This is a genomic window from Cupriavidus sp. a3, assembly GCF_051015765.1.
GTDB lineage: Bacteria > Pseudomonadota > Gammaproteobacteria > Burkholderiales > Burkholderiaceae > Cupriavidus > Cupriavidus oxalaticus_A.
Window position 1 is genome coordinate 414,219 of record NZ_CP170645.1, and the last position, 15,418, is coordinate 429,636.

Below are 15,418 nucleotides of genomic sequence, written 5' to 3' on the forward strand. Positions count from 1 at the left end.
TGCGCTGCCGAGCCGTCAAATCCGGGGTCCCTTCTGCAAAGCGCTTACGCGCTAGTGCACGTACACAGCCTCCCAGGTCTTAAACCCCTTCACTTCAATCGGGTTACCGAAGGGATCAATGAAAAACATCGTCCACTGCTCGCCCGGCTCGCCTTCGAATCGCACTTGAGGCGCCAGCACGAAAGCCGTACCGGCCGCCGTTAGGCGGTCGGCCAACGCGCGCCATTCCGGCAGCAGCAAGATAATGCCGAAGTGCGGCATCGGCACGAGGGCATTGCCGACGTGCCCGGTTCGCGCGGTCTCGAATGGCTTGCCGAGGTGAAGCGAAATCTGGTGGCCAAAGAAATCGAAGTCGACCCAGGTGTCGGTGCTGCGGCCTTCCTTGCAGCCAAGCACGCCGCCGTAGAAGCGGCGCGCCTCCTCGAGATCGGTGATATTGAACGCCAGGTGAAAGACAGATTGCGTCATGATTCTTCAGGTGCTGGATTAGTGGATGGTGGGATTATGCGCGATCGCCGCGCCGGATGACTGTGCCGGCACGCGTGCCGGTGGTGGCCCCGTCACGCCATGCCATGTTGCCATTCACGAAAACACAGGCGATACCGGTGGCCTGGGCCACCGGCTGCTCGAACGTCGCCGTATCGATGATGCGTGCCGCATCGAAGACCGTGATGTCGGCGAAATTGCCTTCGGCGAGTACCCCTCGTCCGGTCAGGCCGAAGTGCCGAGCCGTCAGGCCGCTCATCTTGTGGACCGCCGTCTCCAACGAAAACAGTCCGACATCGCGGCTGTAGTGGCCCAGCACGCGCGGAAACGTCCCCCACAGTCGCGGATGCGGCACCGGATCGTGGGGCAGGCCGTCGGAGCCGATCATCGTCTGCGGAAAGGCGAGGATGCGCCGGACATCGGCCTCATCCATCAGGAAATAGATCGCGCCCGCTGGCTGCAGCGCATCGACCGCCTCCTCCGGTGACAGGCCCATCGCGGCCGCAATCGCGTCGAGGTCCTGGCCCGCATACTCGGGATGTGACTGCGAGCGGGTCACGATGACGCGGCTCGACACGGCGAGACGGTCCTTGCGCAGGATCGTCGAGCCGGCTTGGTACGGATAACAATCGAGGCCGACGCAGCGGTGGCGCATCGCCTGGGCGAGGTGGCCAAGCGTTTCCAACGAGCGCCCGTGATTCTTCGGCCCGATCAGCTTGTGATGTGACACCACGGTGCCGGCCCCTCCCGCTGCACCGATCGCCATGGCTTCGTCGATGGCTTCGCACACGCGATCGCCCTCATCGCGGATGTGGCTGGCATGCACGCCGCCTAAGCCTTGCAGCGCCGTGGCGATGCGCGCCATTTCATCGGTCGGGGCGGACCCGGCCGCGGGATAGGCTGCGCCGGTCGACATGCCGCAGGCACCGCTGACCATCGCAGCACGCAGCAGCGCCTGCATTGCAGAAATCTCGGCGTCGGTCGCGGCACGGTCCAGCCTGTCCATCACGGCCACACGCAAGGTGGTGTGGCCCACCAGGCAGGCCGCATTGACGGCAGGTGCGGCGCGCCCGAGTGCATCGAGATAGTCCCCGAATCCGGGGTAACGAAAGACCGAGGGGTCATCGCCGAGCAGGTCCAGCGGCGGCGGAACGGCCTGCCCCGGCGCCGCGCACCATGGCGCCAGGCTGATGCCACAATTGCCGGTGACGACCGTCGTCACACCCTGGCTCAGCTTTGCCGGCATCAGCGGATTCTGCATCAGGTAGCGGTCGTCGTGCGTATGGGCATCGATGAATCCAGGCGCGACGATGCGGCCACGCACGTCATGTTCGCATCGTCCGCGAGCCCCGGACAGATCGCCGATGGCCGCAATCCGTTCGCCGTCAATGCCCACGTCGGCCGCAAAGCGCGGCGCCGCGGTACCGTCGATGACCGTGCCGCCGCGCAGCACTACGTCGAAATCGGCCATGAACATCAATCCACGGTCGCACCCGACGCGCGGATCACCGCGGCCCAAACCGGACGCTCTTTCCTGGCCAGGTCGAACAGTGCGCTGCGCGGGCCTGTGGTGACCTCATAGGCCATGTCGGCCAGGCGCGTCTTGATGGCGTCGGCATTGGCCGCCTTGTTGAATGCGCGGTTCAGCAGGTCCAGGATCTGCGGGTCAGTGCCCGCGGGGGCGACGTAGCCCGTCCACGCCACGGCCTGGTAGTCCTTGAGGCCGCTTTCGGCCATCGTCGGCAGTTGCGGCAGACGGCTGTCGCGCTGCCTGCCGGTCACGGCCAGTGGCACGACGCTGCCATTCTTGAGGTACGGCGAGATCGACGTGATGTTCTCGAACACAAGGTCGACCTCTCCTCGCAGTACTGCCAGATCGGCCTCCGGCCCGCCCTTGTACGGGACGTGTGTGATCGACACACCGGCCATCGACTTGAACATTTCCGCGCTCAGGTGGCCCGTGGTGCCGTTACCGCCAGACGCCACCGCCAGCTTGCCGGGCGCACCCTTGGCCTTGGCCACGAGCTCGGCAACGCTCTTGACGCCAAGATCCTTGCGCACGGCCAGCACGTTCTGCACGAAGCCGGTCAGTGCCACGGGTGCAAGCTGCTTGTCGGCGTCATACGGCAGCTTCTTGTAGAGCGACTGGTTGATGGCCAGCGTCGCCACATTGGCAAAGCCGATCGTATAGCCGTCGGCCGGCGCATTGATGACGGCCTGCGTGCCGATAATGCCGGACGCGCCCACGCGGTTCATGACCACGACCTGCTGGCCGATGTCGCGGCCCACCGCATCGGCCAACAGACGCGACACGATATCGGGCGTGGTGCCGGCGTTGAAGGGCACGATCAGCGTGATCGGGCGGTCGGGGTAGGCAGCGAAGGCCTGGCCGGACAGCAGCAGCGATGCGGCGGCGAGTGCCATGCGCGCGAACGCGCGGAACGTGGTGGACTTGAGAGACATGACGAACTATTCCAATATCAGCGGGGGTTGGCAGTAGTCCGGCGCGCGTGAATACGCGTCGGCAGGAGCACGGATGTCTCAAGTCACGTGCGGAGCGGCTGCAGTGGGCTGCAGCATCGTTTGTAGAAGCGGCAGGTCGATATTCCCGCCTGACAGCACGAGCAGGGCATCGCGTCGGGCCAGGTCGATCCGGCCCGCGAGCAGCGCCGCCAGCGCCACGGCGCCGCCGGGCTCCACGAGCAACCGCAACTCTTCAAGCGCGAAGCGGATCGCGGCGGCAACCTCGTCATCGCTGACCGCATACGCCGCATCGAGATAGCAGCCATTGATCGCGAAGGGCAGTTCGGCTGGCGTGACCGCCTGCAGGGCGTCGCACAGCGACGCCGCGCCCGGTGCATTGGTCTCTCGCCGTCCGCTACGAAGCGATCGGACCGTGTCATCGAAGGCGGCAGGCTCCGCAGCGACGAGCTTCGTGCCCGGGCTCATGGCCTCGATTGCGAGGCCGCAGCCGGCCAGCATGCCGCCGCCACCGCACGGGGCGGCAAACGTGCCCAGGTTCGGGCGCGCAGCGTGCGGCAGGTCCTGCAGCGCCTCGAGCGCAAGCGTGCCCTGCGCCGCCAGCACATCGGGATGGTCGCCGGGTGGCACGAGCGTCCCGCCGGTCTCGTCGAGCAGCCGCATGCCGATGGTCTCGCGGCTTTCGTGGCGGCGGTCGTAATGCACGACCCGCGCGCCCTGCGCCAGCGCGCGTTCCACCTTGTTGCGCGGGGCATCGGCCGGCATCACGATCGTGGCATCCATGCCGAGTTGCTTCGCGGCCCAGGCGATGGCCTGGCCGTGATTGCCGGTCGAGTAGGCGATCACGCCGCGCGCCCGCGTGGCGTCGTCCATCGCCAGCAAGGCGTTGAGCGCGCCACGTGCCTTGAACGAACCCGTGACCTGCAGGCACTCCGGCTTGATCCAGACCGGCGCGCCGGCCATCGCGTCGAGCCTGGCATTGCGCAGTAGTGGTGTCCTGACAATATGCGGGGCCAGCGCCCGTGCTGCCCGCTCAACATCGGCAAATACGGGTACGCGCATCTCGCCCAGCATTTCGTGGCGGATCGTGGGCGGAAGCGCCGGCCTGGGCCTGGCTTGCATCGTTTGCATGGATAGCCCCTTCAGCGCGACGCGGGCGCCCATACCGGCGGCGCCTCGCTGGCGGTCTGTGCCGTGATGCGGCCATAGGCCTCGACCCGGCGGTGCAGCCCGAAATTGAAAACCGTGGAACGACCCAGTTCGCAGAGGTCAAGGTTGCAGTCGGCCACGACCAGTTCGTCATCCCATGTGGTGGCCTGCGCCATGATCTCGCCCTGCGGGTTGACGATGATCGAATGGCCGAACATCTCGTGACCATCCTCGGTGCCGGCCTTGGCCACGGCCACGGCAAACGTTGCGTTCTGATAGCAGCCGGCCTGGATCGAGAGCTGCGAGTGGAACACGCGCAGGTGATGGGCCTCGAAGCCGCGGTTCTCCTGGTTCATGCTGGGCGTGTTGTAGCCAAGCATGACCAGCTCCACCTGCTGCAGGCCCAGCACCCGCCACGATTCGGGCCAGCGCCGGTCGTTGCAGATCATCATGCCGACGTTCACGTCGGCTGCGCCGATCGGCGCGCGCGTGACCGGGAAGCCGAGATTGCCGATCTCGAAGTAGCGCTTTTCCAGGTGTTGCACCTTGCGGTGCGGTGCAAATTCGGCGTGACCGGGCAAATGGACCTTGCGGTACTTGAGCACGATTTCGCCGGAAGGCGCGATCACGACCGAGGTATTGAACCGGCGCTTGCGCACCACGCCAGTCTCGTCCGGCTCAAACGCGATTTCCGCATAGCCAAGGTACACGGTCAGGCCGTAGCGGCGGATCGCATCGAACAGCGGCTGCGTGGCCGGCGACGGCAGTTCGGTCTCGTACCAGCCGTCGGCTTCGTCCAGATCCTCGTGATACCAGCGCGGGAAAAACGTGGTCAGCGCCAGTTCGGGGAACACTACGACTTGCGCCCCACGCTGGTGCGCGCGTTCGAGCAGCCGCACCATGCGACCGACCGCGACATCGCGGCCCTCGTGTTTCTGGATGGGGCCAAGTTGGGCAGCCGCTGCGGTGATGAGTCTGGTCATGAATCGGGGGTGCTGGGAGCATCAGGCGTTGAAGACAGGTCCAGTGTAGGGAGCGCGGCAACGCGCTGAAAGCGCCCGACCCACGCGCCGCGTGGTGCTGCCCGGCTTCGCATCCGGCGCCCTATGCCCCTGATCGACAAGGCAAAACCAGGCGTGCATCGTGTCTTCGCCGCGCACACCCCATAACCGCGCGTTATAGGTGCTGGACAAACGTTGATGCCGCTACGCGCGCCGTCGTCGCAACGCCGCCACACTCAGGCCGGGCGCCGTTCAAGCAGGTGCGACAGCGTCGCGACAAAGCCCCTGGCCAGCGTCGACATGGCCTGTTGCCGCGGGTGGATCAGGTAGATCTTGTGCGTGAGCGCAGGGCGGATCGGCTTGAGCACGATATCGCCCGCGCCTTCTGGCGTGTATCCGAACGACTCCATCAGGGCCAGGCCAACGCCTTCGCGTACGAGCGCCATGGCCTCGGGTGTCGAGCGAATCTCGATATCGGGGGCGAGCGTGCCCCGCTCCGAGGTCAGGAACGGCGCCGAGAGCCTGCCGAACGGCGTATCGGCGCCGTAGCCGATAAAGGTGGAACCGCGCAGGTCGTCGACCGTCAGCTCGCCGCAATCGGCCAACGCATGGCCGCGCGGTACCGCGCACATGATGTTGCCTTCGCCGATCTCGCGCGCACGCAGTTGCGAGCCGTCGGGCGGCGCCATCGACGCGATGCAGAGGTCAGCCTGCCCCTGCTCCACGAAGGGCAGCAACGCGTCGAACGGCAATGGCCTGTAGTGAACCCGCACCGAGGGATGCCGATGCCGGAAGCGCTGGATCGCGCGCGGCATCAGCCATTCGCTGTAGCTCGGGCTCGACACGATCGACAGCTTCCCGTCGCCATGCTCGGCCAGGCTGGCCGCCACGGCGTTGAAGCGGATTACGCCATCGAGGATGGGACGGACCTCGGCAAACAGCCGGTGGGCTTCAGGCGTTGGATGCAGGCGGCCGCGCTCGCGGTCGAACAGCGCGAAGCGCATGCGCGCCTCGATCGTGGCCAGTACACGGCTGATGGCCGGCTGCGAAACGCACAGCATGCGGCCGGCTTCGCTGAGCGAGCCGGCCAGCATGATCGCGTGGAACACTTCGATCTGGCGCAGGTTCAACGGCGTGACGGATGGCCTGCGCGGCGGTGGAGAGGAGGACATGCGAGGAGAGGAGTACGGCTCAGGACCACCAGACCGGTGCAAGATCCGCGCCACCGGATACAGCGAACTACAGTGCCGCCATGGCCGCGAGCGCCCCGTCCAGCATGTTGCGCAGCACCGGCTGCACGCGCGCCGCGGCATCCGGCAGGTATGGGAATGGCGCCTGCTCGTCCATATAGACAGCCTGCACCATTTCGAGCTGGATCGTATGGACGCCGTTGGCCGGCTGGCCATAGTGACGCGTGATATGGCCGCCCTTGAAACGCCCGTCGGCCACCCATGTGAACGGACTGCCGGCCGCCGCCGCGATCACGGCTTCGCGCATGGCCGGGGCGCAGCTTGCTCCGCTGTGGGTGCCAATGTTCAAATCGGGCAGCCTGCCTTCAAACAGCCGTGGCAGCACGCCCGCGATCGAGTGGGCCTCCCAGACCAGCACATTCGCGTGCTGCTCGCGCAAGCGGGAAATCTCGGCGGCGAGCGCGTCATGGTAGGGCTGCCAGAAGTCGCGCTTGCGCATCTCGATCTCTTCAGCCAAAGGACCATTGCCCTGCGCATAGAGCGGTTCGCCGCGAAACGTCTCGGTCGGGCACAGCGTGGTGGTGGTCTGCCCCGGATACAGGCTGCTGCCGTCGCCGGGCCGGTTGACGTCGATCACATAGCGCGAATAGTTGGCTTCGACCACCGATGCGCCCTGCTCGGCCGCAAACGCATAGAGCCGCCGCAGATGCCAGTCAGTATCCGTACGCTGACGCGCCACGGGGGTCAGCCGTGGCGCAAGCCAGTGGGGCAGCAACTCGCCGCCGTGCGGGATCGAGAGGATCAGCGGCAGCCGGCCCCGCGTCATCTTGCAAACGGGCGCGTTCATGCCTGCACCTCCATCGCGCGTTGTGCCGCCCCGTTGCGGCGGCGCGCCCAAACCGATGGATCGAGCATATGTTCGGGCTGGCGACCGGCGAGCACGTCGATGACCTGCGCGGCGCACTGACTGGCGGTGTCGGCCAGCGCTTCCTGCGTCGAGCCGGCCTGATGCGGGCTCAGGACGACATTGGGAAGCGTGGCCAGTGGCGACGAGGTCGGCAACGGCTCGCGCTCGAATACATCAAGTCCCGCGCCAAACAGCCTGCCCGAGCGCAGTGCGTCGACGAGCGCCGGCTCATCGACCAATCCGCCGCGTGATGTATTGATCAGGATCGCGCCCGGCTTGATCGCCGCCAGCGCTGCGGCATCGATCGTGTGCCACGTGTCGGGACGCAGGGGGCGATGGAGCGAGACCACGTCGGATACCACAAGCAGCGCCTGCAACGTATCGACGCGGGCCGCGCCGTGCGCGGCCACCTCGGCCTCGTCGACACGCGGCGACCACACCACCACCTGCATGCCGAATCCGGCACGCGCCATCCGGGCCACGATCTGGCCCGTACGGCCAAAGCCGACAATGCCAAGCGTCTTGCCGTACAACGAGTGCATCGGCACGTTATAGCGATGCTGCCAGTCGGAGCGCCGCGTGGCTGCATCCGCTAGCACCGTGCCACGCGCCACGGCCAGCATCAGCATCATGGTGTGCTCGGCCACGGCCCGGACATTTGCAGCAGGGGTGGAAACCACCGGAATACCGCACGCATGGGCATGCGCCACCGCGATCTTGTCGGTGCCGGTGCCGTGGTTGCTGATCACGGCCAGGCGTGGTGCCGCGTCAATCGCGGCGGCCGGGAGGCCTTCGCGGACGATCACCGCATCGACATCGCGGACTTCGGCAACACGTTCGGTTTCGTTCGTGGCGGTGCTGTGGCGCACCTCGATGCCCGCCGCGCGCATGCGTTCGGCGCCAATCGGATGAATCGGCTGGGTAATCAGGCAGACTGGCATAAATTCAAAGAGATAGTAGAAAGAGTGGCACCGGCCCGCGCGCCCAGCACGCTGGCGAGCACGCGCGTTGCCTGTGAGAAATCATCGAGCCGCATCGACTCGTCGGGGTTATGGCTGCCGTTGGCATTCCGCACGAACAACATCGCGGCGGGCACACCCTGCGCGGCAAACAGCGCCGCGTCGTGGCCCGCACCGCTGGGCATGGCACGTGCCGCCACGCCGGCCAGCGCGGCGGCATTCGCCAGCATGGCCTGTAGCCCCGCATTCATTACGGCGGGCGCGCTGGACGTGGCCGCGCCAAGGTCGATGTCGACGCCGCACGCCTGCATGATCTCGGTCCGTGCGGCCTGAACGGCCGCATCCATCGCATCGAGCGTGGCACGGCTGCGCGAGCGCATGTCGAGGCTGAAATCGACGCGTCCCGACACCTTGCTGAAATCGGCCTGCGCTGCATCGGTCATGCATTGGCCCACCGTGACGGTCAGCTCGTGGCCAGCCCCCTCGAGCGCCACCCAGGCGCGCTGCAGCGCCGTGACGAGCATGGCGGCCGCCACCACGGCATCGCGGCGGTGACTGCGGGGCGTGGCGCCCGAATGCGCATACTGGCCGCGGATCGTGGCGTGCCGGTAGCGCTGGCTGCCGCAGATACCGGTCACCACGCCAAGCACATCGGCGCTTGCGTCGAGCACGGGGCCCTGTTCGATATGGAGTTCGACAAAGCAGTCGATATCGGCGGCATGCAGCGCGGGGATTCCGGCCGCAACCTTGCCGGGGTCGCCGCCCGCTGCACGCAGGTGGTCCGCCAGCGTGCGGCCAGTATCGGTGCGGCACAGCTGCAGCGCGCTGGCATCGAGCAGACCGAAGGCAGCCTTGCTGCCGGCGTAGGACACGGGAAACCAGGCGCTCTCTTCCGCGCGGACGGCCATGACGGTCACGTCGCGTTCCGGCATGACTCCTGCATGGCGCCAACCTGCCAGGATCGCCAGTCCGGCCACCACGCCGGCGGCGCCGTCGAAGTTGCCGCCACGCGGCACGGAGTCGAGATGCGAGCCGGTCATCACAACCGGCGCGGTGCGATCCCGTCCCGCCAAGGTCATATAGAGATTGCCGGCGGCGTCGCGGCGCACTTCCAGCCCGCGCGACTCGGCTGCCGCGCCAACCAGCGCATGGGCCGCGTTCTCGCCCGCGCCATAGCTGTCTCGCGTAATGCCCACGCCGTCGTGGCTTTGCTCGGCCAGCTGCGCGAACAGCGCTGCCGCCAGCGCGTGATCCGGTTCCGCTGGCAGACTCATGACGCCTCCATCGCTTCGGCTTCCGGCACGTTCGTCGGCTGCACGGCGTGTGGATCCCATGCCTTGCCGGGCATCGCCTCGATCAGTCTGCGCGTGTAGGCATCACGCGGCGATTCGAAAATCTCGGCAGGACTGCCCTCCTCCACCACGCTGCCACGGTGCATGACAAGCACCTTGTCGCAGATCTGCGCGGCCACGCGCAGGTCGTGCGTGATGAAGATCAGCGCGATGCCGAGCCGCTTCTGTACATCTGCCAGCAGCTTGAGCACCTGCGCCTGCACCGAGACATCCAGCGCCGAGACCGACTCGTCGGCCACGATCAGGCGCGGTTCCATGGCCAGCGCCCGCGCGATACCGATACGCTGGCGCTGGCCGCCCGAGAACTGGCTCGGATACCGGTCGAAGGCGCTGGCATCCAGTTCCACCAGTTTGAGCAGCTCACGCGCGCGCGCCTCGGCCTGCGCACGCGGCACGCCGCTGGCGATCGGTCCGTCGCAGAGGATCCGGCCCACGGTATGGCGCGGATTCAGCGACGCGAACGGGTCCTGGAAGATCATCTGGATATGGCGGCGCAGCGGGCGGAACGCCTGCTCGCTCATTGGCGCGATATCGCGCCCTTCGAATGCCATCACGCCGCCGTCGTTGGCGGTCAGCTTCAGCAGGCACTTTCCGATCGTCGACTTGCCCGAACCTGACTCACCGACAATGCCCAGGGTCTCGCCGGCGCGGATGTCGAAGCTCACACCCTTGACGGCCTCGACTACGCGCTTGCGCTGGAACAGGCCACCGGGCGTGGTGTAGGTCTTGCGCAGCCCTTCAACGCGCAACACCGGATAGCCATTGGTGTCGTCCGCAGGCGCCGCAGCCGGTGGGCGGTGCGACGGTACGCTGCCGATCAGCCGCCGCGTATACGGATGCATCGGCCGGTTCAGTACCTGCTCGGCCGGGCCCTGCTCAACGATGCAGCCCTTCTCCATCACAATCACACGGTCGGCGATTTCCGCCACGACGCCGAAGTCGTGTGTGACAAACATCACCCCCATGCCCTTTTCCTTCTGGATCCGGGCGATCAGCGACAGGATCTGTGCCTGCGTGGTCACGTCCAGCGCCGTGGTCGGCTCGTCGGCAATCAGCAAGGCCGGTTCGAGCGCGAGCGCCATGGCGATCATCACGCGCTGGCGCTGTCCGCCCGACAACGCAAAAGGATAGGCATGGTACAGCGATGGCGGATCGGGCAAGCCCACGAAGGCCAGCAGTTCGAGCACGCGCCCGCGGCGCGCAGCCAGATCGCGCTCGCCATGCACGCGCATGACTTCGGCGATCTGGTCACCGACCCGGTGCAACGGATTCAGCGCCGACAGCGGCTCCTGGAAGATCATCGCCATGTCCTTGCCGCGCATGCCGCGCAGCGTGGCTTCATTCTGCGTCAGCAGGTCGCGACCCTGGAGGAGGATCTGGCCCGACTCGGGCTTGAGGTAGTTGGGCAGCAGGCCCATGATCGCGTTCGCGCTCATCGACTTGCCCGAGCCCGATTCCCCAACGATGCAAACAAGCTCTCCCGCGCCGATATCGAACGTGGTGTCACACACGGCATAGGGTCGGTCACCGCCCTTGGGCAGGGCGATGCTCAGGTTTCGGATCGACAGCAGTGGCGCCTTGTCTCCGGATTCGGTCATGGGTCAGTTTCCTCGCTTGCGCAGTTGCGGGTTCAGGGCGTCGTTCAGCCCCTCACCGATCAGGTTGATTGCGAGCACCGTCAGCATGATTGCGATGCCGGGCCACAGGCTCATCCAGGGGGCCTCGCGCAGCATCGTGCGCGCGGCACCGATCATGAAGCCCCAGCTCATCAGGTTGCGGTCGCCAAGACCAAGGAAAGACAACGCCGACTCGGTCAGGATTGCCGTCGCAGTCATGAGCGACGCCGTGACGATGACCGGCGACGCGGCATTGGGCAGGATCTGCGTGAAGATGATCCGTGCCGGCGATTGCCCGATCACAACAGCTGCCTGCACAAATTCGCGCTCCTTGAGCGTCATGAACTCGGAGCGGACCAGCCGCGCCACGGGTGGCCACGACACGATCGCGATCGCGCCCACGATCGAGTAGAGCGAGGGCTTGAAGATCGCCACCAGCACCAGCGCCATCGCGAGTTGCGGAATGGTCTGGAAGAACTCGGTGCCGCGCATCAGGCAGTCGTCGATGCGGCCGCCGTAATAGCCAGCCAGCGCGCCGACCACAATGCCGATCAGCACGGCCACCAGCGTCGAGATCACACCGATCATCAGCGAGACACGGGCGCCATAGGCAATACCTGCGGCGATATCGCGCCCGAGCATGTCGGTGCCCAGCGGATAGGCGCTGTCCTGGAACGGCGCCAGCAGCGGGTCCGCCACCATCATCCACGGCGGATCTTCATAGAATGTGGTTGCCAGCGCCGCTGTCACCATCACGACCAGCAGCAGCACCAGGCCCACGGCGGCGCCGCGGTTGGCGCCAAAGCGTTTCAGTAAGGACATCTTGCAGCTCCTCAGGCCCGGCCGATGCGCGGGTCGATCAGGCGATAGACCAAATCGGTCAGCAGGTTGAAGACCACCACCATTGTCGAGGTGACCAGGAATACGCCAAGCAGCAGCTGGTAGTCGCGCTGGATCAGCGCATCGAACATCAGTCGGCCGATGCCTGGCCAGCCGAACACGGTCTCGGTCAGCACGGCGCCGCCGGCCATCTGGCCGAGCTGGATCCCGGCGAACGTCACCACGGGCAGCAGCGCATTGCGCAAGGCGTGGCGGCGGATGGTCTCGCCAAGCGGCACGCCCTTGGCGCGCGCGGTCTTGATAAAGTCCATGCCAAGCACTTCGAGCATCGACGCACGGGTCAGCCGCGCGTAGACGGCCATGAAGAAGCAGCCGAGCGACACCGTCGGCAGCACCAGGTGGTGGGCGATATCGCACGCGCGCGCCCAGCCCGACAGGTTGCCGCCCACTGCCTCCATGCCATACGGCGGCAGCCAGCCGAGATGGAGCGAGAAGAACAGGATGGCCAGCAGCGCAAGCCAGAACTGCGGGGTCGCATAGATCAGCAGCGATCCCGTCATCAGCACGCTGTCGAGCCAGGTCCGCCGCCCCGCATAACGCGCCCGCGACGCAATGACGCCGAACACCACGCCGAAACCCAACGCAAACACGAACGCACACGACATCAGTAACAGCGTGGCCGGCAGCCGGTCGAGGATCAGGTCGAGCACCGGCAGGCGCTCGCGATACGAGTAGCCGAGGTCGAGATGGGCCACGCCCCACAGATAGCGGCCAAGCTGCACCGGCAGCGGCTGGTCGAGGCCGAACTCCTTGCGCAGTTCTTCCACATAGGCCGGGTCGGACGCGCCGGACTCGCCGGCCAGCACCGCGGCCGGGTCGCCGGGCGCCATGCGCACCAGCATGAAATTGATGATGACCACGCCCAGCACGACGAACAACGCCTTGCCGAGCCTGGCGATCAGGATGGAGAGTGCCTTTTCCACGCGATCGTATCCTTCTTGGGACTGGAGCATCCGATGCACCGCCGGTTTGGCGGTGCATCGCCCTGCAATCGGCATTACTTGCTGAGATAGACGTCGGCGAACGTGTCGTTCAGGCCGATGGCCGTCTGGATCAGGTTGTGCACCTTGCCGCTATAGAGCGTGGGCAGCTCCATCTCGAACAGGTAACCGTTGGCCACCTCCTGCACCAGGGTCTTCTGGATGTTCGAGTAAAGCTGTTGCCGCTCGCTGTCCGACGTTGCCGCGGCAGCCTTGTCCCACAGCGCATCCATGGCCGGATTCACATAGCCCTGGTTGTTGACGAAGGCCGAGCCCTTGACCTGGTTGCGCGCGAGGTAGAGCCGGGACACACCCAGCGCCGGGTCGCCATACTGCGACGTAAAGCTGAACGTCAGGTCGAAGTCGAATTCGGACACGCGCTTGGCCCAGGTGCCCGCATCGGCGGACTCGATCTCTACCTTGAAGCCGAGCTGCTCCAGGCACTGGCGCGTGTACTCGCCCAGGCGGTCCCACGTTGCGCCGTACGGATAGGACAGGATGCGGATCGTGTGCTTCGACGGATCGATGCCCGACTCCTTGATCAGCGTGCGCGCCTTCTTGAGGTCGAAGCCGTAGGCCGGCACCTTGCCGTCGTAGAACGGAGTCGTCGACGAGATCGGCCCGGTGGCCACCTTGCCCAGCCCGAAGAAGATGCTGTTCACCACGAACTTTCGATTGATGGCCTCCATGATGGCCTGGCGCACCTTCACGTTGTTGAACGGCGCCTTGCGCTGGTTCATCTGGATATAGGCCAGCTTCGAGAACATCTCCCAGCCCTTGGTCGTGTACTGCACGTTCGGCAGCGCGCGCAGGCGCTTGATATCGACGTTGTCCACGTCGCCGGCGCTCACCACCTGCACGTCGCCACGCTCGAATGCCACGGCTCGCGATGCGGCATCCGGGATCACGTTGAAGACGATTTCGTCCAGGTAGGGCTTGCCCTTCTGCCAGTAGTTCGGATTGCGCGCGAGCACGATGTAGGCGCCCTTCTTCCATTCCTTGAACATGAACGGACCGGTACCCACCGGCGTCTGGTTGGCCGGGTTCTTCGCGTACTCGGTGCCATCATAGATGTGCTTCGGCACCATCGGCATGTTGTCGCTGACGAACGACTTCAGGAATGGCGCGAAGGGTTCCTTGAGCGTGATGACCACCTTGTTCGGACCCTGCGCCTGCACGGACTGCACGAACTGGTCGATCACCACGCGGGCACGCGGGTGTACCGTGCGCAGGAACTTGTCGATCGTGAACACCACGTCGTCGGACGAGAACGGCTTGCCGTCGTGCCACTTGACGTTCTGCTGCAGCTCGAACGTGTAGACCTTGCCATCCGGCGAGATGGTCCACGACTTGGCCAGGCCTGGCTGCGGCTTCATGTCAGGCGACCACGTCAGCAGGCTTTCGTAGATCTTGCCCGCCACATACTGTGTGGGCGTCTGCTGGTTCAGGCCCAGCATCAGCGTGGGCGGCTCGGGCTGGGCGATGGCGCGCAGCGTACCGCCGCGGGTCTGGGCGTGGGCAGCGGCGGCAACGCCGAGAGTCAGGGCGAGCGAACATGCAGCGATCTTGAGCAGGCGCGTGGCGGGCAGGGGCAGCTTGGAGGACATGGATCGGTTACCTGTGGAAGCGGGGGACGGGGAAGTTAAAGCGGTTGGACGGCGATGCCGTCGGCGGCGAAGGCCTTGCGGATACGTTCGGCGAACAGCACGGCGCCGGGCTGATCGCCGTGGACGCAGAGCGTGTCGGCCGCGATCGGCACCGACCTGCCGGACAGCGCGAGCACGCTGCCATCGAGCACCATGCGGCGCACCTGGGCAATCGACGCCTCGACATCTTCGATCATCGCGTGCGGCATCGAGCGCGGCGTTAGCGTGGCATCGTCCTGGTAGGAGCGGTCGGCATAGACCTCGTTGGCCACACGCAGGCCCGCGGCCTTTGCGGCCTCGGCCATATTGGCGTTGGCGACATAGATCAGGGTGCCGGGCACCACGTCGCGCACGGCCTCGGCCACGGCGGTGGCCAGTGCGGCATCGCGGGCAGTCATGTTGTAGAGCGCGCCATGCGTCTTCACGTGGTGCAGTGGTACGCCGACGGCGCGCGTCACGCCGAGCATGGCACCCACCTGGTAGACGGTCAGCGCGTAGACCTCGGCCGCGCTCATTGCCATCGCGCGGCGGCCGAAGCCCTGCCGGTCAGGCAGGCCCGGATGCGCGCCGACGGCCACACCGGCATTGGCGGCAGCGCGCACCGTGGCCAGCATGACGTCGGGGTCGCCGGCGTGAAAGCCGCAGGCAATGTTGGCGGACGTGACGTGGCGCAGGATCGCTTCGTCGTCGCCCATGCGCCAGGCGCCGAAGCTTTCGCCCATGTCGCAGTTGATATCAAGAGTCGGCATCG

At 66.2% G+C, this 15,418-nt stretch carries 14 protein-coding genes; all 14 read right to left on the reverse strand.

The genetic code is table 11. From position 1 onward, the window contains the following. Window positions 1-51: 51 nt before the first annotated feature. On the reverse strand, window positions 52-468 hold the full coding sequence (locus ACAD63_RS34825; protein WP_434034816.1) for a VOC family protein: 417 nt from the start codon (window positions 466-468) through the stop codon (window positions 52-54). Window positions 469-502: 34 nt separating this feature from the next. Then, complete coding sequence (locus ACAD63_RS34830; RefSeq protein WP_434034817.1) at window positions 503-1,957, reverse strand: N-acyl-D-amino-acid deacylase family protein; 1,455 nt, start codon at window positions 1,955-1,957, stop codon at window positions 503-505. A 5-nt stretch (window positions 1,958-1,962) separates the two neighbouring features. Continuing rightward, window positions 1,963-2,949, reverse strand: coding sequence for a Bug family tripartite tricarboxylate transporter substrate binding protein (locus ACAD63_RS34835; protein ID WP_434034818.1), 987 nt, complete (start codon window positions 2,947-2,949; stop codon window positions 1,963-1,965). A gap of 78 nt (window positions 2,950-3,027) precedes the next feature. Then, the gene (locus tag ACAD63_RS34840) at window positions 3,028-4,041 is read right to left on the reverse strand and encodes a threonine ammonia-lyase (protein WP_434035084.1); all 1,014 of its coding nucleotides are present in this window, start codon (window positions 4,039-4,041) and stop codon (window positions 3,028-3,030) included. A 68-nt stretch (window positions 4,042-4,109) separates the two neighbouring features. After that, complete coding sequence (locus ACAD63_RS34845) at window positions 4,110-5,099, reverse strand: N-carbamoyl-D-amino-acid hydrolase (protein ID WP_434034819.1); 990 nt, start codon at window positions 5,097-5,099, stop codon at window positions 4,110-4,112. 254 nt (window positions 5,100-5,353) lie between these two features. Further along, a complete protein-coding gene (locus ACAD63_RS34850; RefSeq protein ID WP_434034820.1) occupies window positions 5,354-6,289 on the reverse strand; it encodes a LysR substrate-binding domain-containing protein in 936 nt (311 codons plus the stop codon). Between the two features lie 67 nt (window positions 6,290-6,356). Further along, window positions 6,357-7,154, reverse strand: a complete 798-nt coding sequence (hutG, locus tag ACAD63_RS34855; protein WP_434034821.1) for an N-formylglutamate deformylase — start codon at window positions 7,152-7,154, stop codon at window positions 6,357-6,359. Then, complete coding sequence (locus ACAD63_RS34860) at window positions 7,151-8,104, reverse strand: hydroxyacid dehydrogenase (RefSeq protein WP_434034822.1); 954 nt, start codon at window positions 8,102-8,104, stop codon at window positions 7,151-7,153. The genes hutG and ACAD63_RS34860 overlap by 4 nt, the downstream gene beginning before the upstream one ends. 35 nt (window positions 8,105-8,139) lie before the next feature. Continuing rightward, window positions 8,140-9,447: a Zn-dependent hydrolase gene (locus ACAD63_RS34865; protein ID WP_434034823.1), complete on the reverse strand. Its 1,308-nt coding sequence runs from the start codon at window positions 9,445-9,447 to the stop codon at window positions 8,140-8,142. Beyond that, window positions 9,444-11,123 carry an ABC transporter ATP-binding protein gene (locus ACAD63_RS34870; protein WP_434034824.1) on the reverse strand — a complete coding sequence of 560 codons (1,680 nt, stop codon included), beginning with the start codon at window positions 11,121-11,123 and terminating at the stop codon, window positions 9,444-9,446. The genes ACAD63_RS34865 and ACAD63_RS34870 overlap by 4 nt, the downstream gene beginning before the upstream one ends. 3 nt (window positions 11,124-11,126) lie before the next feature. After that, window positions 11,127-11,963 carry an ABC transporter permease gene (locus ACAD63_RS34875; protein ID WP_434034825.1) on the reverse strand — a complete coding sequence of 279 codons (837 nt, stop codon included), beginning with the start codon at window positions 11,961-11,963 and terminating at the stop codon, window positions 11,127-11,129. 11 nt (window positions 11,964-11,974) lie between these two features. Beyond that, on the reverse strand, window positions 11,975-12,964 hold the full coding sequence (locus ACAD63_RS34880; RefSeq protein ID WP_434034826.1) for an ABC transporter permease: 990 nt from the start codon (window positions 12,962-12,964) through the stop codon (window positions 11,975-11,977). Window positions 12,965-13,038: 74 nt separating this feature from the next. Then, complete coding sequence (locus tag ACAD63_RS34885; RefSeq protein WP_434034827.1) at window positions 13,039-14,628, reverse strand: ABC transporter substrate-binding protein; 1,590 nt, start codon at window positions 14,626-14,628, stop codon at window positions 13,039-13,041. Window positions 14,629-14,663: 35 nt separating this feature from the next. Beyond that, window positions 14,664-15,416 (reverse strand): LamB/YcsF family protein, encoded by a 753-nt coding sequence (locus ACAD63_RS34890; RefSeq protein WP_434034828.1) that lies wholly within the window; start codon window positions 15,414-15,416, stop codon window positions 14,664-14,666. Window positions 15,417-15,418 lie beyond the last annotated feature (2 nt).

Bases quoted from the DNA above. Each gene is read 5' to 3' on its own strand.
- ACAD63_RS34890 (WP_434034828.1), bottom strand. From the start codon at position 15,416: ATGCCGACTCTTGATATCAACTGCGACATGGGCGAAAGCTTCGGCGCC.
- ACAD63_RS34825 (WP_434034816.1), bottom strand. From the start codon at position 468: ATGACGCAATCTGTCTTTCACCTGGCGTTCAATATCACCGATCTCGAG.
- ACAD63_RS34845 (WP_434034819.1), bottom strand. From the start codon at position 5,099: ATGACCAGACTCATCACCGCAGCGGCTGCCCAACTTGGCCCCATCCAG.
- ACAD63_RS34835 (WP_434034818.1), bottom strand. From the start codon at position 2,949: ATGTCTCTCAAGTCCACCACGTTCCGCGCGTTCGCGCGCATGGCACTC.
- hutG (WP_434034821.1), bottom strand. From the start codon at position 7,154: ATGAACGCGCCCGTTTGCAAGATGACGCGGGGCCGGCTGCCGCTGATC.
- ACAD63_RS34840 (WP_434035084.1), bottom strand. From the start codon at position 4,041: ATGCTGGGCGAGATGCGCGTACCCGTATTTGCCGATGTTGAGCGGGCA.
- ACAD63_RS34830 (WP_434034817.1), bottom strand. From the start codon at position 1,957: ATGGCCGATTTCGACGTAGTGCTGCGCGGCGGCACGGTCATCGACGGT.
- ACAD63_RS34875 (WP_434034825.1), bottom strand. From the start codon at position 11,963: ATGTCCTTACTGAAACGCTTTGGCGCCAACCGCGGCGCCGCCGTGGGC.
- ACAD63_RS34865 (WP_434034823.1), bottom strand. From the start codon at position 9,447: ATGAGTCTGCCAGCGGAACCGGATCACGCGCTGGCGGCAGCGCTGTTC.
- ACAD63_RS34860 (WP_434034822.1), bottom strand. From the start codon at position 8,104: ATGCGCGCGGCGGGCATCGAGGTGCGCCACAGCACCGCCACGAACGAA.
- ACAD63_RS34885 (WP_434034827.1), bottom strand. From the start codon at position 14,628: ATGTCCTCCAAGCTGCCCCTGCCCGCCACGCGCCTGCTCAAGATCGCT.
- ACAD63_RS34850 (WP_434034820.1), bottom strand. From the start codon at position 6,289: ATGTCCTCCTCTCCACCGCCGCGCAGGCCATCCGTCACGCCGTTGAAC.
- ACAD63_RS34870 (WP_434034824.1), bottom strand. From the start codon at position 11,123: ATGACCGAATCCGGAGACAAGGCGCCACTGCTGTCGATCCGAAACCTG.